Annotated in this window: 19 protein-coding genes; 6 read left to right on the forward strand and 13 right to left on the reverse strand. The window is 72.1% G+C overall.

The features are described from left to right. A partial coding sequence (locus IE95_RS19415; RefSeq protein WP_051702657.1) for a sigma-70 family RNA polymerase sigma factor occupies positions 1 to 3,396 on the reverse strand: 3,396 nt, incomplete at its 3' end. Between the two features lie 205 nt (positions 3,397 to 3,601). On the opposite strand from IE95_RS19415, the gene IE95_RS0103135 reads away from it, so the two are divergent. Then, positions 3,602 to 4,399 (forward strand): hypothetical protein, encoded by a 798-nt coding sequence (locus IE95_RS0103135; protein ID WP_030150175.1) that lies wholly within the window; start codon positions 3,602 to 3,604, stop codon positions 4,397 to 4,399. A gap of 133 nt (positions 4,400 to 4,532) precedes the next feature. Here the strand turns inward: IE95_RS0103135 and IE95_RS0103140 are convergent, their stop codons facing one another. The 7 genes from IE95_RS0103140 to IE95_RS19420 form a co-directional block, all read right to left on the reverse strand. Then, complete coding sequence (locus tag IE95_RS0103140) at positions 4,533 to 4,841, reverse strand: DUF1540 domain-containing protein (protein WP_030150176.1); 309 nt, start codon at positions 4,839 to 4,841, stop codon at positions 4,533 to 4,535. A gap of 194 nt (positions 4,842 to 5,035) precedes the next feature. Beyond that, on the reverse strand, positions 5,036 to 5,542 hold the full coding sequence (locus IE95_RS0103145; protein ID WP_051702659.1) for a heat shock protein transcriptional repressor HspR: 507 nt from the start codon (positions 5,540 to 5,542) through the stop codon (positions 5,036 to 5,038). Between the two features lie 41 nt (positions 5,543 to 5,583). Further along, a complete protein-coding gene (locus IE95_RS0103150; protein ID WP_030150178.1) occupies positions 5,584 to 6,603 on the reverse strand; it encodes a DnaJ C-terminal domain-containing protein in 1,020 nt (339 codons plus the stop codon). Positions 6,604 to 6,785: 182 nt separating this feature from the next. Continuing rightward, positions 6,786 to 7,418 carry a nucleotide exchange factor GrpE gene (gene grpE / locus IE95_RS0103155; protein ID WP_030150179.1) on the reverse strand — a complete coding sequence of 211 codons (633 nt, stop codon included), beginning with the start codon at positions 7,416 to 7,418 and terminating at the stop codon, positions 6,786 to 6,788. Further along, positions 7,415 to 9,295, reverse strand: coding sequence for a molecular chaperone DnaK (gene dnaK / locus IE95_RS0103160; RefSeq protein WP_030150180.1), 1,881 nt, complete (start codon positions 9,293 to 9,295; stop codon positions 7,415 to 7,417). Before dnaK ends, grpE begins: the two co-directional genes overlap by 4 nt. A 313-nt stretch (positions 9,296 to 9,608) precedes the next feature. Then, positions 9,609 to 10,538 carry a cold-shock protein gene (locus tag IE95_RS21235; protein ID WP_030150181.1) on the reverse strand — a complete coding sequence of 310 codons (930 nt, stop codon included), beginning with the start codon at positions 10,536 to 10,538 and terminating at the stop codon, positions 9,609 to 9,611. A gap of 107 nt (positions 10,539 to 10,645) precedes the next feature. Beyond that, entirely contained in the window at positions 10,646 to 11,170 is a 525-nt protein-coding gene (locus tag IE95_RS19420) for an NUDIX hydrolase (RefSeq protein WP_084689755.1), read from the reverse strand. A 107-nt stretch (positions 11,171 to 11,277) separates the two neighbouring features. Between IE95_RS19420 and IE95_RS0103175 the strand changes: the two genes are divergently transcribed. Further along, positions 11,278 to 11,529 carry a hypothetical protein gene (locus IE95_RS0103175; protein WP_030150183.1) on the forward strand — a complete coding sequence of 84 codons (252 nt, stop codon included), beginning with the start codon at positions 11,278 to 11,280 and terminating at the stop codon, positions 11,527 to 11,529. 21 nt (positions 11,530 to 11,550) lie between these two features. Here IE95_RS0103175 and IE95_RS0103180 read toward each other — a convergent pair whose 3' ends face one another. Continuing rightward, positions 11,551 to 12,342, reverse strand: a complete 792-nt coding sequence (locus tag IE95_RS0103180; RefSeq protein ID WP_051702661.1) for a hypothetical protein — start codon at positions 12,340 to 12,342, stop codon at positions 11,551 to 11,553. 121 nt (positions 12,343 to 12,463) lie between these two features. Between IE95_RS0103180 and IE95_RS0103185 the strand changes: the two genes are divergently transcribed. Then, positions 12,464 to 13,162 (forward strand): phosphatase PAP2 family protein, encoded by a 699-nt coding sequence (locus IE95_RS0103185; RefSeq protein WP_030150185.1) that lies wholly within the window; start codon positions 12,464 to 12,466, stop codon positions 13,160 to 13,162. Between the two features lie 289 nt (positions 13,163 to 13,451). On the opposite strand, the gene IE95_RS0103195 is transcribed toward IE95_RS0103185, so the two are convergent. After that, complete coding sequence (locus IE95_RS0103195; RefSeq protein WP_030150186.1) at positions 13,452 to 13,766, reverse strand: ArsR/SmtB family transcription factor; 315 nt, start codon at positions 13,764 to 13,766, stop codon at positions 13,452 to 13,454. Continuing rightward, a complete protein-coding gene (locus IE95_RS0103200; protein WP_084689756.1) occupies positions 13,763 to 14,290 on the reverse strand; it encodes an SRPBCC domain-containing protein in 528 nt (175 codons plus the stop codon). The genes IE95_RS0103195 and IE95_RS0103200 overlap by 4 nt, the downstream gene beginning before the upstream one ends. A 200-nt stretch (positions 14,291 to 14,490) precedes the next feature. On the opposite strand from IE95_RS0103200, the gene IE95_RS0103205 reads away from it, so the two are divergent. The 3 genes from IE95_RS0103205 to IE95_RS0103215 all read left to right on the forward strand — a co-directional run bounded on the left by IE95_RS0103205 (position 14,491) and on the right by IE95_RS0103215 (position 20,336). Beyond that, the gene (locus tag IE95_RS0103205; RefSeq protein WP_030150188.1) at positions 14,491 to 16,761 is read left to right on the forward strand and encodes a transglycosylase domain-containing protein; all 2,271 of its coding nucleotides are present in this window, start codon (positions 14,491 to 14,493) and stop codon (positions 16,759 to 16,761) included. Positions 16,762 to 16,947: 186 nt separating this feature from the next. Then, positions 16,948 to 17,757, forward strand: coding sequence for an ABC transporter ATP-binding protein (locus IE95_RS0103210; protein ID WP_084689758.1), 810 nt, complete (start codon positions 16,948 to 16,950; stop codon positions 17,755 to 17,757). After that, the gene (locus IE95_RS0103215) at positions 17,757 to 20,336 is read left to right on the forward strand and encodes an ABC transporter permease (protein WP_030150190.1); all 2,580 of its coding nucleotides are present in this window, start codon (positions 17,757 to 17,759) and stop codon (positions 20,334 to 20,336) included. Before IE95_RS0103210 ends, IE95_RS0103215 begins: the two co-directional genes overlap by 1 nt. A gap of 102 nt (positions 20,337 to 20,438) precedes the next feature. On the opposite strand, the gene IE95_RS0103220 is transcribed toward IE95_RS0103215, so the two are convergent. Together IE95_RS0103220 and IE95_RS0103225 are read right to left on the reverse strand one after the other, a co-directional pair. Next, positions 20,439 to 21,032, reverse strand: coding sequence for a GNAT family N-acetyltransferase (locus IE95_RS0103220; protein WP_129429544.1), 594 nt, complete (start codon positions 21,030 to 21,032; stop codon positions 20,439 to 20,441). A gap of 148 nt (positions 21,033 to 21,180) precedes the next feature. Continuing rightward, a complete protein-coding gene (locus IE95_RS0103225; protein ID WP_030150192.1) occupies positions 21,181 to 22,716 on the reverse strand; it encodes a helicase associated domain-containing protein in 1,536 nt (511 codons plus the stop codon). Positions 22,717 to 22,882 lie beyond the last annotated feature (166 nt).

Below are 22,882 nucleotides of genomic sequence, written 5' to 3' on the forward strand. Positions count from 1 at the left end.
AGCAGTCGTGTTCACGACCGTGCCCGTCAGACGCACCTGGCCACCCACGTTCTCCGCAGCGACCGACACCTCCTGCGACCACTGCGGCACGTAGCAGCTCACACCGGGCACCTCGTGGCGTGCGACCTCGCGCCCGTCGGCGCGCACGACGAACGTCGTGCCCCGGTAGCCGACCGAGTCGTCCAGCGTCGCGACCTCGCCGGGCTCCACCCCGACCGGGTCGTGCCCGGCGACCGTGAACTCCACCGGCAGCGTCGACGCCGAGTTGTCGAACGTCAGGGTCACGGGCGCCGAGGACGTCCGCGTCTCGGGAACGTAGACGCACGCGCCCACCGTCGGCGTCGGGCTGGCGGGCGCGATCCGCGCCGCTGCATGGCCGACCGTGAGGTGCTGGTCGTACTCGCCCGGGTCGCCGTCGGCGTCGGGCACGGACAGGTGCTGGCTCACGACGAGGTCTCCGGCCGCGAGGTCCTGCTCACCGGTCGACCGGGAGAACGTCGCGCTCTCGCCCGGGTCGATCGTGACCGTCGCGCGGGAGGCCTCCTCGGCCCCTACCGGCGCCATGTCGTCGACCTGGATCGTCAGAGGACGACCGGTCGAGTTGGTGACGGCCGCCTCGAGTCGGACCGCCCCGGCCTCGTTGCCGGTGTGCGTCGTGACGTCGGCGTCCGACAGCCACTGCGGGACGAAGCAGTCCTTGGCGGGGACGCCGCCCACGGGGACCTTGCGCGTGAACTCGAGCCCCTCGACCGTGGTCACGAGCGTCAACGATGCCGGGGCGTCCTTCGCGACGCGCAGGTCGTGGGGCACCTCGAGCCGGGTGGTGGCCTCGCGGCGCAGGGAGAAGCTCTGCGAGACGAGTCCGTCGACGTCGAGGGTCACCCCGAGGTCGTCGTAGGCCGTCGTGTTGGTGACGTCCTTCAGCGCGACGGTCGCGGCGCCGTCGACGCACTGGGCAGCGAACGTGGCCACGGCCGGGACCTCGTCCGCGCCGGCCCACGGCTCACTGACGGTGAGGTCCGCGACCGCAGAGTCCTTCAGTGTCCGGCCGGCCGAGGACGTGGTCGCGGAGAAGGAGAGCCCGGACGTGGTCTCCTCGGCCCCGTCTCCTGCGAGGAGCTGGACGTCGAGGACGACCGGCGGGCCGGACGTGTGGCTCCCGCCGGGAGCCACGAGGTCCACGCCGTACGTCGGCGTGCACGTGACGGACGCGTCACCGGGCGCGCAGGTCCACCGATCGTCCAGGGGCTTCGCCGTGACGCCTGCTGGCAGGTCGCCCACGGAGAACGACACGCCCTGGGCGTCGACGTCGCCCGTGTTGCGAGCCGTGAGCCGGACCGAGGTCGCGCCGGGGTTCACGAGCGGGTCCTTCTTGGTGCCGCCGACGGTCGGTGTCACCAGGTCGATCTCGGCGCCGTACGACGGAACGGGCGCCGGCACGTACTCCTTCTTCACGGGGGGCAGCCCCTTGCCGTGCACGGTGCCACCGAACGTGTAGCTCCCGCCGCGCGCGGCCTGGACCGTGATGACGAGGTCCTTCGTCTCCCCCGGGGAGAGCACCCCGACCGAGCACGAGACGATCGACGACCCGTCGCCGGACGGTACCGCCGGGCCGCACGGCAGCGCCGCGAGCCGGATCGCCGGGACGACGCCCCGGCGTGCGGTGACCGCGGAGGTCACGACCGAGACGTTCTGCGGGAGCGTGACGTCGACGACGACCTCCTCGGCGGACGTGCCGCCCGAGTTGGACGCCGTGAGGGTCAGGTCCTCGGAGACCCGGGGAGCGAGCGTGAGGGGCGCGAACGCGAGATCGAGAGATGCCGGGGCCGGCGGGTCGACGGGGTCGACGGGGTCCGGGGTCCCAGGGACGACAGGGAGGACCGGGGTCAACGGGAACGTCGGAGGCTCGAGAGGCGTCGACGGCTCACCCTGACCGGTCGGCGGGGTGTCGGCCCCCGGGGCCGCACCGCCACCGTTCGACGCCGGCGCTGCAGGACTGGCGGGGTCGGCGGGGGGCGCCTCGGCGAGCGGCACCGTGTTCGTCGGCGACGTGGGGTCACCGCTCGGAGGCGACGGCTCGTCCGTCGGTGAGGTCGTGGGAGCGTCAGACGGCGACGCCGACGGGTCGGGGCTCGCGCCCGCGCTCGGAGGTGGCTCGGACGAGAAGCCACCGGACACGGCGACGACGCCCGCACCGACCGCCGCGACCGCCACGACGCCCACCGTGGCGGCGATCAGCGGGGACGCGGCGATGAGTGCTGCCAGGCCGGTCGCGCCGGCCGCGGCAGCAGCCCCTGTGCCGACCGCGGCGCTCGCGCCCACGGCCGCCGCCGCGCCGAGCCCACCGCTCGTGGCGGCAGCACCGGCCGCCGCAGCGCCTCCCACGACACCGGTCCCTGCGGCCCCTCCGGTAGCGGCGGCGCCTCCGGCGGCCCCGGTCCCGGCCGCGGCTCCGCCACCGCCTGCGGCAGCCCCGGAACCTGCTGCCCCGGAACCTGAGGCTCCGGCGGCACCGCTCCCCGCGCCACCGCCCGCGGCCCCCGTCGCTCCAGCGGCGCCGGCTCCGACGGCTGCGCCCCCCGTGAGCGGGAGCGCGGTCCCGACCAGCCCCAGCCCCGCGACCCCGAGGACCAGGGGTGCGATGACGGCGCGCATGCCGTGCGAGACGTCGCCGAGCTCGAGCACGAGCGCCCGGCACTCGCCGCACTCCTCGAGGTGCGCGTCGACCTTGGCGGTCTCCCGCTTCGCGAGGCCGCCGCGGACGTAGGAGCCGAGGAGAGGGTTGACGTTCTCGCACCCTGCGCTGCTCGCGCCCGTCAGGTGCTGCTGGAGGTAGGCCTGGCGCAGGCCCTCCCGGGCACGGTAGGCGAGCGCGGAGACCCCGTTGGCCGTGAGCCCGAGCAGCGGCGCGATCTGGGCCGGGTTCATCTCCTCGACCTCGGTGTACCAGAGCACGGCCTGCCAACGCTCCGGCAGCCCCTGGTAGGCCTTGGTCACGACGGAGCGCTCGAACCCCTGGAGCGTGGGGTCCTCGGTCGAGGCCATGGGCCCGAACGCGCTCTCGAACGTCTCGATGTCGTCGGTGGGCTGAGTGCGTCGGCCCGCGTTCGACAGGTCGTAGGACAGGCGCCGGACGACGGTGAAGAGGTAGGCGCGGAACGTGACGTCCGGTCCGCCTCCCGACTGCAGGATGCCGAGGACCTTGGCGAACGCTTCCGAGACCATGTCGTCGGCGTCGGACCCCGAGCGCACGTACTGGCGGGCGACCGTGCGGGCCGCGGCGGCGTGCCGCTCGTACAGCGCACCGAACGCCGCGTAGTCGCCTCCGCGGACGGCGGTGATCAGCTCGGCGTCGCTCGTCGAGGCATCGTCCCTCGACGTGTCGACCTGCGTCATGCCCCTACCGCCTCTGACTCCGCCTCATCAGCAGGTGAGGCCCTCCCGTTCATCCTAGACGGCATTTTCGGTGGTGTTATCTACGTCTCACCGCGGGTTCGCCCGTCTTGTCCGTCTGTCAGGATGACAGAACCGCCGGAATGTGCTGCATGTCCGTCGGTGTGTCGAGTGGATGAAAGAGAAACCGGACGGCTGCTGTCGCGTCATGAGCACCAGCCTCGTACGTCTCATGGGTATGGACCTACGACCTGGCTACCCCGAGCCAGCCGTCGCCTCGCTGCTCGACGAGTGGCAGGCGGCCAGCATGAACAGCGTCTGGCTGCGGCCGGGCGACTGGTACCACCCTGCCGTCGAGGCGCTCGTCGAGGCGCTCACGGACGCCCGGTGCCCAGCAGCGGCGGCCGAGAGGCTCGGTGAGGCCCGCGGCCGTGACGGCATCAGCATCGGCGAGACGATCGACGACCTCTCGTGCTTGTTCGACCTGTGGGGAACGGCCCCCGACGTCACCGTGCTGCGGGCAGTCAGCACCGGGTGGGCCGTCGGCAACGAGCTGATCCCCGGCGCACCGCCCACGACCGACCCCCGCTCGGGTCTCGCGACGATGCCCTACCTCGTGCAACGCCTCCAGGAGACGTACGGGCAGGCGGAACGCCTGGGGACCCCCGCGTCCACGACGCACTGCCTCGTCCTGGTGGACGTCGCGATCGAACGCATCGACGGGTGGCAGCGGGTGGCTCGCGCCGCGGCCATGGGCAAGGTCCTGACCGAGACGTTCGGCCTCGGGCACCCGGTCGCGACGCTCGGCGGCGGGATCTATGCCGCGCTCAGCGCCCGCACGGCCGACGTCGGGCCGGTGCGCGCCGAGCTGCGGCACAGGATCGAGCGCACGGCGCTCACCTTCGGTGTGACCGCGATCCTGCGACGTCCGCCTCGCATCTGGGTCGAGCCCCTTCCTGCGCGGCACGCCGACGCCGTGCAGATGCTCCGCGACCTCTCACGCTGAGGGCGCCGACCGCCCCTGCCCGCCGTGGCCCCTCGCACGTGGACAGCGACAGCCCCGCGCACCACGACGCCCCGTCGTCCGGCGAGGGACGAGCGGGGCGTCGTGGAGGATCGCGCCGGGGGGAGCGCGAGGGTCAGCGGGGGCTGTAGGTCAGGCAGTCCGCGTGGTCCGCACCCTGGGGTCCGGCTCCGACGCGGATCGCCGACGCGTTGCACTCGAGCGACTCGTTGTGGGCGCACTCCCCGCGCTGGCAGGCGCCGACGTGGGCGATGACCTTCTCCAGGCCGCCCTTGGAGGTCAGGGGGATGAACGTGGCGCACTCGGCCTCGCTGCCGTGCGCGGCGATCGTCACGGCGCCGGCGTGGCAGCCGTGCTCGTGGTTGTATCCGCAGCCGTCGATCGAACACTCGACGACCTGGGGCATCTCCATCAGGCTGCTCATGGGACTTCTCCTTGCTCGAAGGACAGGGGCGTTCAACCGTGCATCTCCTTCACGGTATTCCTCGGAACGGACCCTGTACAGGAAGCAAGGCCTCACTCACTTCGGCGGAATTCCGCCATTTTTACGTCACACGGACCGCACGTAAAGCCATTCTGGGAAAGTCCTGGGCCGGTCTCTGGTGGCACTGCCCGAGGTCAGGAGCCTCGGCCCGGGCGCCACAGGACGAGCGCTCGCGTCTCGGTGGACTCGACGACCTGGCCGCCGCCACGGCCGGGGTCGGCACCTCGGTCCGCCGTCGTCCGCCGGACACGCCGCCCCCGCGGCACCATGACGACGTCGCCGCTCACCCCGGCCGCGAACACGCGCCCTCCTTCGAGCCGCGCCGACAGGGCGTCGAGGCGGGCCTCGAGCCGGCTCACCTGCTCCTCGAGCGCGAGGATGCGGCGGATGCCGGCGAGGTTGATGCCCTCCTCCTGGGAGAGCCGCTGGACCTCGAGGAGCTTGGCGACGTCCCGCTGGGAGTAGCGGCGCCCGCGCCCCATGGTGCGGCGCGGGGTCACGAGGCCCAGGCGGTCGTACTGGCGCAGGGTCTGCGGGTGCATCCCGGCGAGGGCTGCGGCCTGCGAGATGGCGAGCACGGGGGCGTCGTCGTACGCGTTGAACGGGATCTGGCTCCCCGTGGGAGCCTCGTTCCTGGCCATGCTCTCCTCCTCGCCGCTCCTCGTGCCTGCTGGTCGGTCCGTTACTCGGCCGCGCGCCCGAACAGGTCGGAGCGCACGTCGCTCTCGCCGTCGGTCGCCGCGGCGAGCGTCTCGACGGCCTCCTTGGCGGCCTTCGAGAGCTTCTGCGGCACGACGACCTGGATCGTGACGAGCAGGTCGCCCGTCGCCTTGGCCGTCTTGACGCCCTTGCCCTTGACGCGCAGCGTGCGGCCCGACGGCGTGCCCGCGGGGACCTTGACCTTGACGGGCTTGCCGTCGAGCGTCGGGACCTCGATGGTCGCACCGAGCGCGGCCTCGGCGAACGTCACGGGAACGGTCAGGCGCAGGTTGTGCTTCTCGTCGACCGAGAACACGGGGTGCGGCGTGACGTGGACCGTGATGACCAGGTCGCCGGGGGCGCCACCCGCGACGCCGGGGCGGCCCTTGCCGCGCAGCCGGATCTTCTGGCCGTCGCGCACGCCCGCCGGGATGCGGGCCGTGATGGTGCGGCCCTCGGTCGTGACGTTGACGGTCGACCCTTCGACCGCAGGACGGAACCCGAGCGTCGCCGACGAGTGCACGTCGGCGCCCGCCTGCGGGCGCTGGTAGCCGGCGTTGGGTCGGAACCCGGTCTGGGCTCCCCCACCGCCGAACATCGACCCGAGGATGTCCTCGAAGCCGCCGCTTCCGCCGCTCTGCGTGGAGTACCGCACGCGGCCTCCGCCGCCACCACCGCCGCCGCCGAACATGCCGCCGAAGATGTCCTCGAACCCTCCGGCCCCACCGGCGGGTCCGCCGGCTCCTGCGGAGAAGCGTGCGCCCCCGCCGGCCATGGCACGGATCGCGTCGTACTGCTGGCGCTGCTCGGCGTCGGACAAGACCGCGTAGGCCTCGCCGATCTCCTTGAACTTCGCCTCGGCCTTCGCGTCACCCTGGTTCTGGTCGGGGTGATAGGTGCGGGCCAGCTTGCGGTACGCCTTCTTGATCGCGGCGTCGTCGGCATCCTTGGGGACGCCCAGCGCGGCGTAGAAGTCCTTCTCGATCCAGTCCTGACCGGTCAAGGCGCCTCCTCTCCTAGGTCTCGACCGGCCCCGGGGCCGGTCGTGGTGCTGACGTTCATGGTGGTCGTTCTCCCGGGGGCCCGACGGCGGAGGTCACCTTCACGCGGAAGGTGCGCTCCGCCGTCGGGCGTCCCGGGGCGGTGGGTGCCCGGTCCTGCAGGACTCGGCACCCACCTGTGTCACTACTCCGGTCCGATGACCGAGACGCGTGCGGCGCGCACGATCTTCTCGCCGATCCGGTAGCCCGGCTCGATGACCAGGTTGACCGTGGCCGACGTGGCCTCGGGGTCCACCTGGTGCATGAGCGCCTCGTGGACGGTCGGGTCGAACTCCTCGCCCACGACGCCGTACCGCTCGATGCCGAACTTCGCCAGGCTCGCGTCGAGCTTGTCGGAGATCGCGACGAACGGGCCGTCGAGCTCGCCGTGCTGGCGCGCCCGGTCGATGTCGTCGAGGACCGGCAGGAGCGCGGCCAGGACGTCCTCGACGCCCTTGACCCGCGCGGCCTCCTGGTCACGCAGCGACCGGTTGCGGTAGTTGGTGAAGCTGGCCCGCTCGCGCTGGAGGGCGTCGAGGTGGGCCGCCGCCTCGGACTGCGCAGCAAGAAGAGCCGCATCGTCCCCGGCCTCGCCGGTGGGCTCGAAGTCGAGCCCTGCCAGCGGGTCCTGCTCGGCGTCGTCACCTGCCGAGCCGGCCCCCTCGGGGGCAGCCTCCTTGGGCTGCCCCTCCGGGGTCACCTTGCGCTTGTCCGTGAAGTGGAAGGGCTGGTCCTCGGAGCCGTTGCGCTCCTCGGGACCCTGGGCGTCGCTCGTCACTTCTTGTCGTCCTCGTCCACGATCTCGGCGTCGACGATGTCCTCGTCGGGAGCCGACGACGCCCCTGCCGCGCTGGCCGCGTCAGCGTCAGCGGCGCCCTGGTCGCCCGCAGCCTGCTCCTGCTCGGCCGACGCGTACAGCGCCTCGCCGATCTTCTGGCTCGAAGCGAGGAGCTTCTCGTGGGCCGACTTCACGGCGTCCGCGTCCGTGCCCTCGAGGGCCGTCTTGACCGACGCGATATCGGCCTCGACCTCGGTGACGACGTCGGCGGGGAGCTTCTCCTTGTTCTCCGCGACGAGCTTCTCGGTCGAGTACACGAACGCCTCGGCCTGGTTGCGGGTCTCCGCCTCCTCGCGACGCTTCTTGTCCTCGGCCGCGTGCTCCTCGGCCTCCTTGACCATGCGGTCGATGTCCTCCTTCGGCAGCGCGGAGCCACCGGTGATGGTCATCTTCTGCTCCTTGCCGGTGCCGCGGTCCTTCGCGCCGACGTGCACGATGCCGTTCGCGTCGATGTCGAAGGTGACCTCGATCTGCGGCAGGCCACGCGGCGCCGGGGCGATGCCCGTGAGCTCGAACGTGCCCAGCGGCTTGTTGTCGCGGGCGAACTCGCGCTCACCCTGGAAGACCTGGATCAGCACGGACGGCTGGTTGTCCTCGGCGGTCGAGAACACCTCGCTGCGCTTGGTCGGGATGGCCGTGTTGCGCTCGATGAGCTTGGTCATCACGCCACCCTTGGTCTCGATGCCCAGGGACAGCGGCGTGACGTCGATCAGGAGGACGTCCTTGCGCTCGCCCTTGATGACACCGGCCTGCAGCGCGGCACCGACGGCGACGACCTCGTCAGGGTTGACGCTCTTGTTGGGCTCCTTGCCGCCCGTGAGCTCCTTGACGACCTCGGTCACGGCGGGCATGCGGGTGGAACCACCCACGAGCACGACGTGGTCGATGTCGCTGACGGAGATGCCGGCGTCACGGATGACCGCGTGGAACGGCGCCTTGGTCCGGTCGATGAGGTCCTGCGTCATCTGCTGGAACTGAGCACGCGTGAGCTTCTCGTCCAGGTGGATGGGGCCGTTCTCGCTCATCGAGAGGTACTGCATCGAGATGTTGGTGCTCGTCGCGGACGAGAGCTCCTTCTTCGCCTGCTCCGCAGCCTCACGCAGACGCTGGAGCGCGATCTTGTCCTTGGACAGGTCGACGCCCGAGCTGTTCTTCACCTGCTGGATGAGGTGCTCGACGATGCGGTTGTCCCAGTCGTCACCACCGAGGCGGTTGTCGCCCGAGGTCGCACGGACCTGGATGGTCGAGAAGTCGTCCTCGTCCTTGCCCACCTCGAGGAGGGACACGTCGAACGTTCCACCACCGAGGTCGAAGACGAGGATGAGCTCGTCCTCCTTGCCCTTCTCCAGGCCGTAGGCCAGAGCGGCGGCGGTGGGCTCGTTGACGATGCGCAGGACGTTGAGGCCCGCGATCTGCCCGGCGTCCTTCGTCGCCTGGCGCTCGGCGTCGTTGAAGTACGCCGGGACCGTGATGACCGCGTCGGTGACGGGCTCGCCCAGGTACTCCTCGGCGTCGCGCTTGAGCTTGCCGAGCACGCGCGCGGAGATCTCCTGCGCGCTGTACTTCTTGTCGTCGATCTCGACCGACCAGTCGGTGCCCATGTGGCGCTTGACCGACGTGATGGTGCGGTCGACGTTCGTGACTGCCTGGCGCTTGGCGATCTCCCCGACGAGGACCTCGCCGGTCTTCGAGAACGCGACGACCGACGGGGTCGTGCGAGCGCCCTCGGCGTTCGCGATGACGGTGGGCTCCCCACCCTCGAGGACGGCGACCACCGAGTTGGTGGTGCCCAGGTCGATTCCGACCGCTCGTGCCATGTTCGTGCCTCCGTTGTGTTGCCGTGTGCTGCTACGTGTGCGTCGTTCGATCGGCAGCCCGTGGCGGTTCACTGCCCGACGGCGCGTGGTGGCGCGCACGTCCGGACCTTCCCCTGCCGGGTGTCCCCACCCGACTGCCGGTTGAGTCGTCTTCACTCAAGTTATGCCGGTCCGTGCTGCTGCGCAAGCGACGGGGCCGTGAACTTGAGTCCACTAGGCTCAACTACGGGGTGGGGCGGGGTATTCCCGGGCGGTTGGCCGGAAGGTGCGCCTGGGGCAGCCCAGCCACACGCTCACAGAACCCGCTCGTCGCTCACACCAGCTCGACGGCGTCGGCCTGCGGCCCCCGGTCGCTCTGGCGCACCTTGTACCGGACCCGGTCGCCCTCCTCCAGGACCTCGTCGCCCCGCACGACCGACACGTGCACGAACAGGTCCAGGCCACCGTCGTCGGGGGTGATGAAGCCGAAGCCGCGCTCCTCGTCGTAGCGCGCGACCGTGCCCTCGCCCCCGCGCACCGGCCCGCCGGATGCCGCGGGACGGCCCGGCCGACCCCGGTCCATGGCGCCGCGCCCGCCCCCGGAGCCGCGTGCGAGCTGCACGTTGCGGGCGTTCGGCCCCTTGTCGCCGTCGACGACGTCGTACGTCACGCGGTCCCCCTCGGAGAGCTCGGTCAACCCCGAGCCGAGGGCGCTGACGTGGACGAAGACGTCCCCACCGCCCGAGTCGGGGGCGACGAACCCGAAGCCCTTGACCTCGTCGTACCAGGTCACGGTGCCGTCCGCGCCGTCCGAGGCCGGCCGCGCGGCCTCGGCCCTGAGCGGGAGCAGGTGGTCGGCCTGCGGTCCCTTCTCACCGTCGACGACGAGGAACGCCACCCGCTGCCCCTCTGAGATCACGCCGCCACCGACGATCGCCGAGCTGTGCACGAAGATCTCGACGCGGTCGTCGTCGGGCGTGACGAAGCCGTACCCCTTGGTCGGCTCGTACCAGTTGACGGTGCCGAGCACACCCAGGGGCGCGTCGGCAGCCCGGTCGCCCGTGACCCGGACACGGCGAGCCTGGGGCCCACGGTCCCCCTCGCCCACCTCGAACTCGACCGTCTGCCCCTCACGGAGCAGCTTGGGTCCGTCGTCACCCATGATCTCGGACGCGTGCACGAACAGGTCCTCGCCCTCGTTCCCGAGGTCGAGGAAGCCGAAGCCTCGGTCGGCGTCAAACCATCGGACAGTTCCCTGGGGCACGGAGGACTCCTCGTCTAGACGAACACTTGCTGTCGTCCATTGTCCCCCGGCGGGAACGACGACGGGTTGGTCCAGCGGTTTCCGTGAGGATCACCAGGCCTGTCCCCTCACCCTGCCGCCTCCGCCACCTTCCGGGCGAGGTCCGGCCAGAGCGCGGCGAAGCACCCGACCCAGGGAGCGGGCATCCGCCCCGCCGCGCGGTGCGCATCGACGTCGGCCCACGTGACCCAGGCGGCGTCGTCGACCTCTGCCGGGTCGAGGACCAGCCGCGGACGACCGGGTACGGTCGCGACGTGGACGTCGAGGAACGACGCGGACTCAACGCCCCTCCCCACGCGCTCAAGCGTGCCCTCGTCGAGGACCAGCCCCGTCTCCTCGCGCACCTCGCGCACGGCAGCCTGGATGCCGGTCTCGCCCGCGAGCACGCTCCCGCCGGGGATCTCCCACGCGAACGGGAAGGTCTTGGTCGCGGCGCGGCGGGTCAGCAGGATCAGGCCGTCGGACCGGACGACGCACGTTGCCACCATGAGGTGGAAGCGGCCAGGGGGCCATCCGGGGCCACCTCGGCGGTGAACCTCCCCGGTCGGGTCACCCTGCTCGTCGAGCAGGTCCCAGGTCTCCACATCAGCCATCCAGGCATCCTCGCAGCCGCGTGCGCCGCTCTCCAGGCCTGCCCGACGGCGGATCGCGCCCGTGCACTACGGTTCCAGCAGTCGCCGGGTCGAGAAGGGGAGACGACATGACACAAGGTCTACGACGGGGCGTCCTCGCCCTGTGCTGGCTCGCGATCGTCGGCGGAGCGCTGCTGTTCGCCGCCGGCGCGTACACGGGCTACGTCGAGGGCGTCGCGGCGGACGAGGAGCGCACGGTCGGTCGACTCATGCCCGCCGAGGTCGCGGCGTTCGTGCTCGGGCTCGTCCTCGCGATCACTGGCGGCACCGTCGCGGCGGCGTTGCGCGGCTCTCGGACGACGGTCGCCGACGCGCACTGACACCGCCGTTCGCGAGGTGTCTCAGCGTCGCCGCGCCGCCAGGTCGAGCACCCGCGCCACGGTCGCCGCGTACACGTCGCCGACGTCGAGAGGCAGCCCGTTGAACCAGTGCGTCGCGATGCGGAACACCAGCGCGCGCACGAGGTGCTGCGCGAAGCCCTCCCCTGGGTCGATCGTCTCGAGGAGGGACGGCGGCGCCCCCTCGAAGCAGACCGCGTCGACCGCGACGACCGCCACCGAGTACCGCACCGGCCGCCAGTAGAGCGTCAGGTCGATCACCGCGGGCGGCAGGTCGTCGTCGAACAACACGTTGCCCGTGAGGTCGCCGTGGACGACCGTCGACGGCTCGCTGACCACCCGCCGGGCCGCGAGCAGCGCAGGGAGGTGCGGGACGTCGTCGGGCACGTCCACAGCATCCTCGCCCCAGGCGAGCCGGTCCGCCCGAGCCCAGGCATGCGTCCGCTCGTCGAGGAATCCAGGGCGAGCGGCGCCGTCGAACACTGCCGCGAACCGGTGGGCCACGTCCGCGATCTGCGCCCACCTGCCCGCGACATGCTCGCCCGGGAGGGCCGAGAACGCCGTCCAGCCGTCGACGACGGCGTCACCCGACGCGCTCGCGAGCGGCCGGCCGAGCCGGAGGTCGCCCCCGCCCGACGGCGCATGGTCCCGCAGCCAGTCGAGCTCGGCCGGGAGCACGTCGAGCGGCTTGAGCACGACGTCCCCGACGCGCCAGGCCCGGCCGCGTCCGCCGTCGAGCCTCGTCGCCGGCCCGACGGCGTCGAACGCCTCGAGGACCCGTCTCGGTAGGTGCACCGGGCGAGCCTACCCAGGGCGACGCGAGCGCCCCGCCGTGCGAGTCGTCCCGTGTGCACGTAATGTCCGGGAACTCGCGCCCGACCCACAGGTCGGGCGCGCCGACACGCCTGGAGGCCCCGTGCACCCGTTCGTCCACCGCTACGAGCTCGACACCTCGCGCCCGACAGGCCGCGAGGTCGCCCGCGACCTGGCACTCCGGGCGTTCCTGCCCGGCGCCGCGCTGTGGGTCGTGATCGTGGGGCTCGGGTTCCTCATCAAGGGTCCGCTCGAGAACCTGCCCGGTGAGGCCGACGTCAACCACACCCTCGTCGAGGGCCGGACGCCCCTCCTCGACACCGTCACCGAGATGCTGTCGGCGATCGGGATGACCGAGTTCATCATCGGGGCGTGCGTGCTCGCGGTCGCGCTCATCTGGTGGCGGACCCGGCAGTGGTGGTTCGCCCTGGTCCCCGCGCTCGCGGTGTCGCTCCAGGCCCTGATCTTCCTCACGTCCTCGCTCGTCGTGGGCCGCACCCGGCCCGAGGTCGACATGCTCGACCACGCCCCGCCCACGTCGAGCTTCCCCAGCGGGCACACCGGCGCGTCCACGGCGTTCTACCTGACGCTCGCGCTCCTCGCGCAGCGCGTGCAGAACCCCGTGCTCCGGGTCGCGCTCACGGTCCTGGCGGTGCTCGTCCCGTTCGCGGTCGGCTTCGCACGGCTGTACCGCGGCATGCACTCGCTGACCGACGTCCTCGCCGGGCTCGTCAACGGCGTCGTCTGCGCTGTCCTCGCGTGGGGCTACCTGCGCCGCGACACGTCGCAGGTGCGGGTCTGACGACGGCGGCAGCGCCGACCGGTCACCCTCGGCGGGGTGGGGCGTCACCCTCGGCGGGTCCGGCGGTCACCCTCGGCGGGCTGGCCCACGCCCACGCCACCGCTGCCGCTGCCGCTGCCGCTGCCGAGCATGCGGTCAGCGCTCCTCGAACATGCGGTTGGTGTCGCGAAACTGCTCAATCACGACGCCAACCGCATGTTCGGCACCGAAGCCGCTACCGTCCGCGATCCGCATGTTCGGCACCGAAGCCGCTATCCCTCCGCGATCCGCATGTTCGGCACCGAGACCGCTATCCCTCCGCGATCCGCTTGATCGCAGCGAGGCGGCGGTCCCACTCTGCGCCGATCGCGTCGAGCGCGCGGGCGGTCTCGCCCAGGCGGGACCCGATCGTGCGGTAGCGGACCTCGCGCCCAACGCGCACGGGCTCGACCAGCCCGGCCTCGGCGAGCACGGCCAGGTGCTTGGCGATCGCCTGCCGTGTCACGGGCAGGACGGCCGCGAGCGCCGATGCCGACAGGTCCGCTCGTCCCAGCTCCTGCAGGATCTGCCACCGCGTGTCGTCGGCGAGCGCCGCGAACACGGGGGCCAGCGTCCCGGTGCTCACGCCGCGGGGCCGTCGGCGGAGCGCGCGACGCGCTCGGCGGGGGCTTCCCCTGCCGGGAACCGCGGCCCCTCGACGAACGCGACGAGCTCGTCGAGCTCGTCGGTCCAGCCCGTCCGGTTGTCGGCCATCGCGCCCTCGGCGCGGTCGCCGAGGCGCTCGAACCCGGACTCGACGACGGCGAGCACGGTGTTCTCACCCTCGGGGGTCAGCGTGAACCGGACGAGGGTCGAGGTGTCGGGGCGCAGCTCGGCGCCTGCCTGGTGGGTCCAGGTGAAGGCGAAGGCAGCGGGTTCGTCGTACTCCTCGATGCGGACGGCGAACTGCCCGTAGCCGTCGAAGCCGAACGTGCCCTCTCCGCCCACGCGCAGGTCCGGCAGGTGGGCCTCCTGGCCGAACCACCGGGCGATCAGGTCGTCGCGCGTGAGGGCCGCCCACACCCTGGACGGAGGGGCGTGCACGATCAGGGTGCGGGTCACCTGGAACGCCTCGGTGTCGATCGAGGCCTGCTGGTCGGTGGTCGTCATGGTCGTTCCTCGTCTCTCGGGTCGCGCCGGGTCCTCCACAGGAAGTGCAACTCAAGAGTTGCACCAGAGCGGGCGGAGCGCAACCCTTCAGTTGCACTCGACGCGGCGCCGCGAACCCCGCCCGCACCGCCCAGGTCACGCCCCGGCCACGGATGCCCGCTCGCCGAGCCGCCCCGGGACGTGAGACGTACAGTCGGCAGATGGGCCAGTCCACACGACCCCGTCAGCAGACCTCGGCCGTCAAGGCGCTCGCGCTCCTGATGGCCTTCCTGCTCGTGTCGGCCGTAGGGGGCGTCCTCGCGGCTGGTCTCCTCCTTCCGCTCGCCGCCGGCGCGAACACCGTGACCGAGGACGTCACGAAGATGTTCGACGAGCTGCCCGACGAGCTCGTCCCGGGCCCTCTGGCCGAGCAGTCCCGCGTCTATGCCAACGACGGCACGACGCTGCTCGCGACCTTCTACCAGGAGAACCGCATCGTGGTCGCCCTCGACCAGGTCTCCCAGCCCATGAAGGACGCGGTCGTCGCGATCGAGGACCACCGCTTCTACGAGCACGGCGGGATCGACCCCGAGGGAGTGACCCGCGCCGCCGTCAACAACTTCACGGGCGGCGACACCCAGGGCGGGTCCAGCCTGACCCAGCAGTACGTCAAGAACGTCCTGATCGAGCAGGCCGTGCGCGACGACGACCCGGTCGCGATGCGCGCGGCCCGCGACGACACCCTGGGACGCAAGGCCCGTGAGGCCAAGCTCGCGATCTCGCTCGAGACCGTCATGTCGAAGGAGGAGATCCTCCAGGGCTACCTCAACATCGCGCAGTTCGGCATCCGGGTCTACGGCGTCGAGACCGCCGCGCTGCACTACTTCTCCAAGCACGCCTCGGAGCTCAGCGTCGTCGAGGCCGCCACGATCGCCGGGGTCACCAACGCCCCCACCAAGTACGACCCCGTGACCAACCCGGTCGACTCGGAGAAGCGTCGCAACCGCGTCCTGAGCAAGATGCTCGAGCAGGGCTACATCACCCAGCAGCAGCACGACGAGGCGGTCGCGACCCCGCTGCCCGCGACCCTGGTCGTCCAGCCCGTCGCGGGAGGCTGCCAGACGGCCGGCGGGGCCGCCTTCTTCTGCGACTACGTCACCAAGGTCATCACCTCCGACCCGACGTTCGGGGAGACCAAGGCAGAACGCCAGGCGCTGCTCTACCGCGGCGGCCTCGACATCACGACGACGCTGGACCCTCGGATGCAGGCCGCGGCCGAGGCAACGATCACCGCGGCCGTCCCGCCCGGCGACCCGAGCGGCATCGAGGACGCGCTCGTCGCGGTCGAGCCCGGCACCGGCAAGATCCTCTCGATGGCGCAGAACCGTCCCTACGACGTCGCACGCGAACCCGCGCCGGGCACCACGGCCGTGAACTACAGCACCGACCAGAGGCACGGCTCGTCCCAGGGGTTCTCACCCGGCTCGACGTGGAAGGTGTTCACCCTGGCGGAGTGGCTGCGGTCGGGTCGCACCCTCAGCCAGACGGTCAACGCGAACAAGCGCACGTTCGTGCCGAACCGGGACTTCCACGCCTCGTGCGCCCGCCTCGACCGCATCCCCTGGTCCCCGGGCAACTCGGACGGCTCGACCGACCAGGGCGAGATCCCGGTCCTGCGCGCCACCTTCAACTCGGTCAACACCGGCTACGCCACGATGGAGTCCCAGCTCGACCTGTGCGCCGTGCGGGACATGGCGTGGAACATCGGGCTCCGCCCCTCCCGCACGGCCGAGGTCACGGGCGACGCGTCCGCGATCCACGTCATGCCGACCATGACGATCGGCACGCAGAACTCCTCGCCCCTCCAGCTCGCCGCCGCGTACGCGACGTTCGCGAGCGGCGGGACCTACTGCGACCCGATCGCGATCACCCGCATCGTCGGGGCCGACGGGAGCGAGCTGCCCGTGCCGTCCGCGAGCTGCAACCCGAACGCCCTCGACCCGAACATCGCGAACACCGTGACGTACGCGCTCCAGAACGTCATGACGCAGGGCACGGGCAAGAAGTCTCAGCTCTCGCGCCCGAGCGCCGGCAAGTCCGGCACCGCGAACAACAACAACCACACCTGGTTCATCGGGTACACGCCCCAGATCGTCACCGCCGTGTGGATCGGCAACGCGGAGAGCGACGTCTCGATGAGCCGCATGACGATCAACGGCAAGTACCAGCAGCGCTGGTACGGCTCGACGCTCGCGGCCCCGACCTGGCGCTCCTTCATGGAGACCGCGCTGGAGGGCTCGCCGGTCGCGGGCTTCCCGGCCCCCGACCCGAACATGGTGGGCACCCCGCCCGCCCCCAAGAAGCCCAAGGCTCCCCCGGCGCCCCAGGACGACGCACCGGCCGCCCCGACCGAACCGGCGCCGCCGACGGACCCCGCCCCGCCGGTCGAGCCCGCCCCGCCCGTCGACCCGGGCGTCCCCCCGACGCCGTAGGCACGTCCGCGCCGGCCTCGGGCGACGTTCAGGGTTCTTTCAGGGAGATCCCCGATGCTCCGCCGACCGGTCCACCGCCAGGATGGACGCAGCGGCTCGGAGGGTGAGACGTGGGCGTCCCCCCAACGACGCTCCCCTCGACCGGGTCGCCGCCAGCACGCGCACCCTTCGAGAGAGAGTCCCGCCATGCCTTCCCCGTCCCCTGCCCCGGCCACCGTGCCGGCGGCCACCGCCGGCGGCACCCCGCCCTCCGCCCCCGACGCGATCGCGACCGCGCGCGGCCTGGTCAAGACCTACGGAAAGGGCCCGACGGCGGTCCACGCGCTCGCGGGCGTCGACGTCGACTTCGGCCGGGGTCGGTTCACCGCCATCATGGGTCCGTCAGGTTCGGGCAAGTCCACGCTCATGCACTGCATGGCAGGTCTCGACACCCCGACGGCCGGCACGGTCGTCGTCGACGACCTCGTCGTCTCCACGATGAACCAGCGCCAGCTCACGAAGCTGCGCCGCACCCGGCTCGGGTTCGTCTTCCAGTCGTTCAACCTCGTCCCGACGCTCACGGCCGAGGAGAACATCACGCTCCCGCTCGACATCGCACGCAAGCCCGTGGACCGGGCGTACCTCGCGAAGGTGGTCGACGCCGTCGGGCTGACGGACCGTCTGGGGCACCGCCCGAGCGAGCTGTCCGGCGGGCAGCAGCAGCGTGTCGCGTGCGCGCGCGCCCTGGTCTCCAGGCCGTCGGTCGTGTTCGCGGACGAGCCCACGGGGAACCTGGACTCGACGTCGTCGCGCGAGGTCCTGACCTTCCTGCGCGAGTCGGTCGACGACCTGGGCCAGTCGGTCGTCATGGTCACGCACGACCCCGTCGCCGCGAGCTACGCCCACCGGGTCCTGTTCCTCGCCGACGGCCGGATCGTCGACGAGGTCCTCGACCCGACCCCGGACTCCGTCCTGGAGGTCCTGGGCTCCCTCACGCGCAAGAAGGCGGCCGCCTGATGCTGCGCGTCGCCCTGCGCAACGTCCGTGCGCACCTCGTGCGCCTCGGCATGTCCATCCTCGCGGTCGTGCTGGGCGTCTCGTTCGTCGCGGGCACGTTCTCGCTGCGCGAGATGCTGTCCGCGACGTTCGACGGGATCGTCGACAGCTCGTCGGCCGACGTCCTGGTCCGCGGCGAGGAGGAGTCCTCGGCCCTCACCCAGGAGAACGCGAGCGCGGGCGCGGTCCGCAACACCATCCCGGCGGACCTCACCGAGACGGTCCAGGGGGCCGACGGCGTCGCGCACGTCTTCGCCGACTACACCGGTCCGCTCGTGCTCGTCGGGGCGGACGGCACCCCGCCACCCACCACGGGTGCCCCGACGTTCGGTCTCGCCTACCGGGCCGAGGACCCCGCGACCCCGCTCGTGGAGGGCGCGGCGCCGTCGGGCCCCGGAGAGTTCCTCCTCGAGGCCGCGACGGCCGCGTCCAGCGGCCTGGCGGTCGGTGACACGACGACGATCGTCGTCGCCGGACAGGTCACCGAGGCGACGCTGACGGGCATCGTCGACATGGGCGCCTCGATGGCCGGTGCCAGCATCGTGTTCTTCGACGAGCCGACCGCTGCCGAGGCCTTCGCGCCCGACGGCATGGTCTCGACCCTCACGGTCCTCGCCGAGGACGACGTGAGCGAGGACGACCTGAGCGCGAGCGTCTCCGCCGCGCTCGACTCGGTGTCACCGACCGAGCCCGTCGAGGTCGTCACCGGTGAGGTCGCCCGCGACGAGGCCCGCGAGGACATCGCGTCGATGCTGGGCTTCATCGAGACGTTCCTGCTGGTCTTCGCCGGGATCTCGCTGTTCGTCGGCGGGTTCATCATCGCGAACACGTTCGCCATGACGGTCCGACAGCGTCAGCGCGAGTTCGCGCTGCTGCGCGCCGTCGGCGCCTCGCCGTCCCAGGTCTTCGCCTCGATCCTGGTCCAGGCCGCGATCATCGGCACGCTCGGGGGCGCGCTCGGCATCCTCGGCGGGCTGGGCCTCGTCACAGCCCTCAAGGCCGTGTTCGAGTCCATGGGCATGGACCTCACGGGCGACATCCCCGTCACCGCGTCGATGATCGTGGTCTCGCTCGTGCTGGGCGTCGTCGTCTCGGTCGCCTCGGCGGCCCTGCCGGCGCGGCGCGCAGCGCTCGTCGCGCCCGTCGAGGCCATGCGCGACGACGCCCCCGCCCAGGCCGGGTCGCTCACGGTCCGCGGGATCGTCGGTGCGGTCGTCGCCGGGGCCGGTGCGGGCGCCGTCGTCCTCGCGGTCGCGCAGGCCGCGGCCGACGACACCGCGAGCACCGGGGGCCTCCTGGGGCTCGGTGCCGTGGGCGTGGTCGTCGGGACGCTGATCCTCGCCCCCGTCGTCGCACGCGGCGTCCTGCGCGTCATGTCTGCACCGTTCGTCGCGTGGGCCAAGCCCCTCGGGACGCTCGCGCGCGGCAACGTGACCCGCAACCCGCGCCGCACCGCGAGCACCGCGGGCGCCCTCATGATCGGCATGTCGCTCGTCGGCGCCGCCTCGGTCCTTGCCGCGTCCATGCAGGCGTCGATGAAGAACATCGTGACCGAGGAGTCCCTCGCCGACATAGTGGTGCAGTCCGCGACCGGCACCGTCCCCTCGGGCGCGGTGAGCGACATCGCCGACCTGCCCGAGGTCGGCACGGTCGACTCGATGACGGCCGACCGGTACTTCGTCGGCGAGTCCTCGGGCGACGCCGCCGACGCCACCCCCCTGCTCGTCCTGGGGGTCGACCCCGGGGTGTTCGGCCGGACGTGGCACACCGAGACCGTCGAGGGCAGCCTCGACACGCTCGCCGACGGGCAGGTCTCGGTCCTCCAGGCGACCGCGGACGACGAGGGCTGGGAGCTCGGCGACGAGCTCACGCTGCGGACGCAGCTCGGCAGCACCGACGTGACGATCGGCTCGATCTTCGACTCGCCCGCCCTGGGCGTGCCGGTCGTCGTGCCGGACACGGTGTTCGCGGAGCTCTCCGCGGCACCGACCGAGATGGCGACCCTGGTGCTGCTCCAGGCCGCCGACGGCGTGACCCAGGACGACCTCGACACCGCCGTGACCGCCGCGGCCAAGCCGTACATGATCGTGTCCGTCATGGACAACGAGGAGTTCATCTCGTCCCTCGCGAGCCAGGTGAACCAGATGCTCACGATCCTCTACGCGCTCCTGGGGCTGTCGATCGTCATCGCGATCCTCGGCATCGTCAACACGCTCGCGCTGTCCGTGATCGAACGGACGCGCGAGATCGGGCTCCTGCGGGCCGTCGGGCTGGGACGGTCCCAGCTCGCCGGGACGATCGTCATCGAGTCGGTCCTCACGGCCGTGTTCGGGACGGTGCTGGGCCTCGCGGTGGGCGTCGGCCTCGCGGCCGGGATGCCGACCGTGTTCGCGAGCACGGGCTTCACCGACCTCGTGATCCCGTGGTCCGGGCTCGGCACCATGGTGGGCATCGCGGTCCTCGTCGGGGTCCTGGCCGCCGGGTGGCCCGCGCTGCGCGCAGCCAGGCTCCCCGTGCTCGACGCCGTCACGGTCGACTGAGGGCCCGTCGACCGGCCGGCCGGTCGTCGGTCGGCCGGTCGGCCGGTCGGTCGGCCGGCCGGCCGTCGTGCGCAGGCGACCGATGCACCGGATCGCCTGGCGTCAGGCCACGGGCTCCGCGCTGGGTACAGGACCGCCCGTCGAGAGCCAGGAGCCGAGCGGCGCCGACGGCACGTCCTCGTCCGACTCCTCGGTCCCGCAGACCACGAGGCCACGAGCCCGGTAGTTGGCCAGGGCTGCGGGCCCGTCGAGCGAGCACGTACGCACCCAGACGCGGGTGACCTGCGGAAGGTCGAACCGCTGCGGCAGCGACCACGCTGCGGCGACACCGTGCTCGAGCAGCACCGCTCCCAGCCCGCGACCGATCGCCTGCTCCGCGAGCCCGAAGTAGCGGATCTCGACGTGCGTCCCGTCGACGGCGACGACGGGCTGGAGCTGGACGTAGCCCCACGGCCCGTCCTGGCCGTAGAGGATCCAGAACTCCGTGCCCGGCACCTCGAGCTCCTCCGCCCACTGCTCACGCGTCCAGCCGAGACGGTCGGTCCAGGTCCAGGGACCGCCGACCAGACCGTAGAGGAACCGCGCGTACTCGGGGCGGACCCCCACGGTCCGTTCGAGCCGGACCCCGTCGGGGACCTCACGCGGCGAACGGTCGGGAGCCTGGAGCATCTGGAGCGTCGTGGTCGTGACCTTCACGAGCGTCAACAGTACGGCCGCGACGCCCCCGTCGTTCCCGCCGCGGACCGCGCGAGACGCGCACCACACAGCACCTCGCAGCACCTCGCAGCACCCGGCCGGACGACGCCCCGTCGACCGCGTCCGACGACGTCCCGCACCAGAACGGCTAGCTCGCGGGCGCCGTCGGGTCCCAGACGAAGCCCAGCGCGTCGAGCGCCGCGGTCCGCTCGGGACTCAGCGTGCCGCCCGTCCCCTCGCTGCGTCGGCTGCGCACCCACTGCCCGAGCCGGAACCCGTCGTCGCGCCGGTGCCTGATCGGCACGCGCGCGTGCCCGTGCTCCGCGACGTAGGACCCGAGAGCCTCGATCCCGTGACGCCACAAGGCCTCGTTGTCCCGGATCCGCCACTCGAAGCCGAGCGCGTCGAGGACCTCGACCCGCCGCTGCGCGAGAAGTCCCTTGGCATGTCGGGCACGCACGTACGCGACCCAGTCGCCCAGCCTCCTGCCGTCCGGGCTCACGAAGCCCGCCGGCACACGACAGTGCCCACGCTCGGCCCGAAAGGTCTCGAGCGCGCCCACCCAGGCGCGGAAGGCCTGGTCGTCGGTGCCACGCGTCGCTCCCGTCGACGGCGTCGAGGCCCACTCGAAGCCCAGGGCCTCGAGCTCGTCGACGCGCTCGGCGCGCAGCAGGCCGTGACGGTGCTCCCACCGACGTCGGGCGACCCAGGCGCCCAGGGGGGTCCCGTCGGGGGCGACGTGGTCGCCCGGGACCCGACCGTCCCCGTTCTCCTCCACGTACCGCGCGAGCAGCTCGACGCCCGAGCGCCACAGGTCGTCCTCCTCGTCGCGCACGTGCCAGACGAACCCCAGGTCGTCGAGCCGTGCGACCCGTCCGGCCGAGAGCGTGCCCGCCTCCCGGGACGCGCGCTGACTCGACACCCAGTGCCCCAGGCGGGTCCCGTCGTCGCACTCGAACGTGGTGGAGATGTCCGGCCCGTTGCGCGCGATGTACCTCGACAGGCACGCCAGGTGAGCGTCCCAGTCGTCCGCGTCCGGCACGCTCGGGAACTCGAACCCGAGGTCGCGCAGCTCGCGCTCCTGCGTGGCCGACAGGCGCCCGGCACGCCGGTCGCGGCGCACCCGCGCGACCCAGCCCGACAGGTCGAACCCGTCGCTCGTACGGTACGGGTCCGGCACCCGGCCGTGCCCGTGGTCGGCGACGAAGGCCGCGAACGCCCGGTGGCTGCGGCGCTTCGACGTCTCGAGCGCCAGGGTCCAGTCCATCCCCACGGCGTCGAGGTCCGCGACCTGCTGGTCCGTGGCCTCGCCCGACGCCCGGCGCCTGCGCATCCGCCCGACCCACGCCCCGAGCCCGAACCCGTCCGCGGTCTCGTAGTAGTACGGGACGCGGGTGTGCCCGTGCTCGTCCTTGAACGCCGCCAGCCGGTCCACGTTGCGCTGCCACTGCTTGAGAGGGTGCCGGACCTCGAACGCGAACCCGGCCTCGCGCAGCGCACGCAGTCGCTCGTCCTTCAAGGTCCCGAGGGAGTGCTCACGACGCTGGACCTTGACCCACGTCCCCAGGGCGAACCCGTCAGGCTCGGTGCGGTGGCTCACGGGGACCCGGGGATGCCCGTGCTCGGCGACGAACCGCACGAGGTGGGCGTGCCCCTCCCACCAACGCTCCTCGTAGCGTCCCACGCGACGGCCTCCTCTCCCGGACACACCGGCACCGGCCCGTCCGGGCCGATCAACCTGGAAAGACGCACCACGTCGGCCCTTGTGACGGCACGTCGTCGACCGATCGCCGATTTCATCCGCTGCTCGGACTGCGGAACGCACGACTCGGTGTTAGCCGGTCGCCACA

The organism is Oerskovia turbata (assembly GCF_000718325.1).
GTDB lineage: Bacteria > Actinomycetota > Actinomycetes > Actinomycetales > Cellulomonadaceae > Oerskovia > Oerskovia turbata.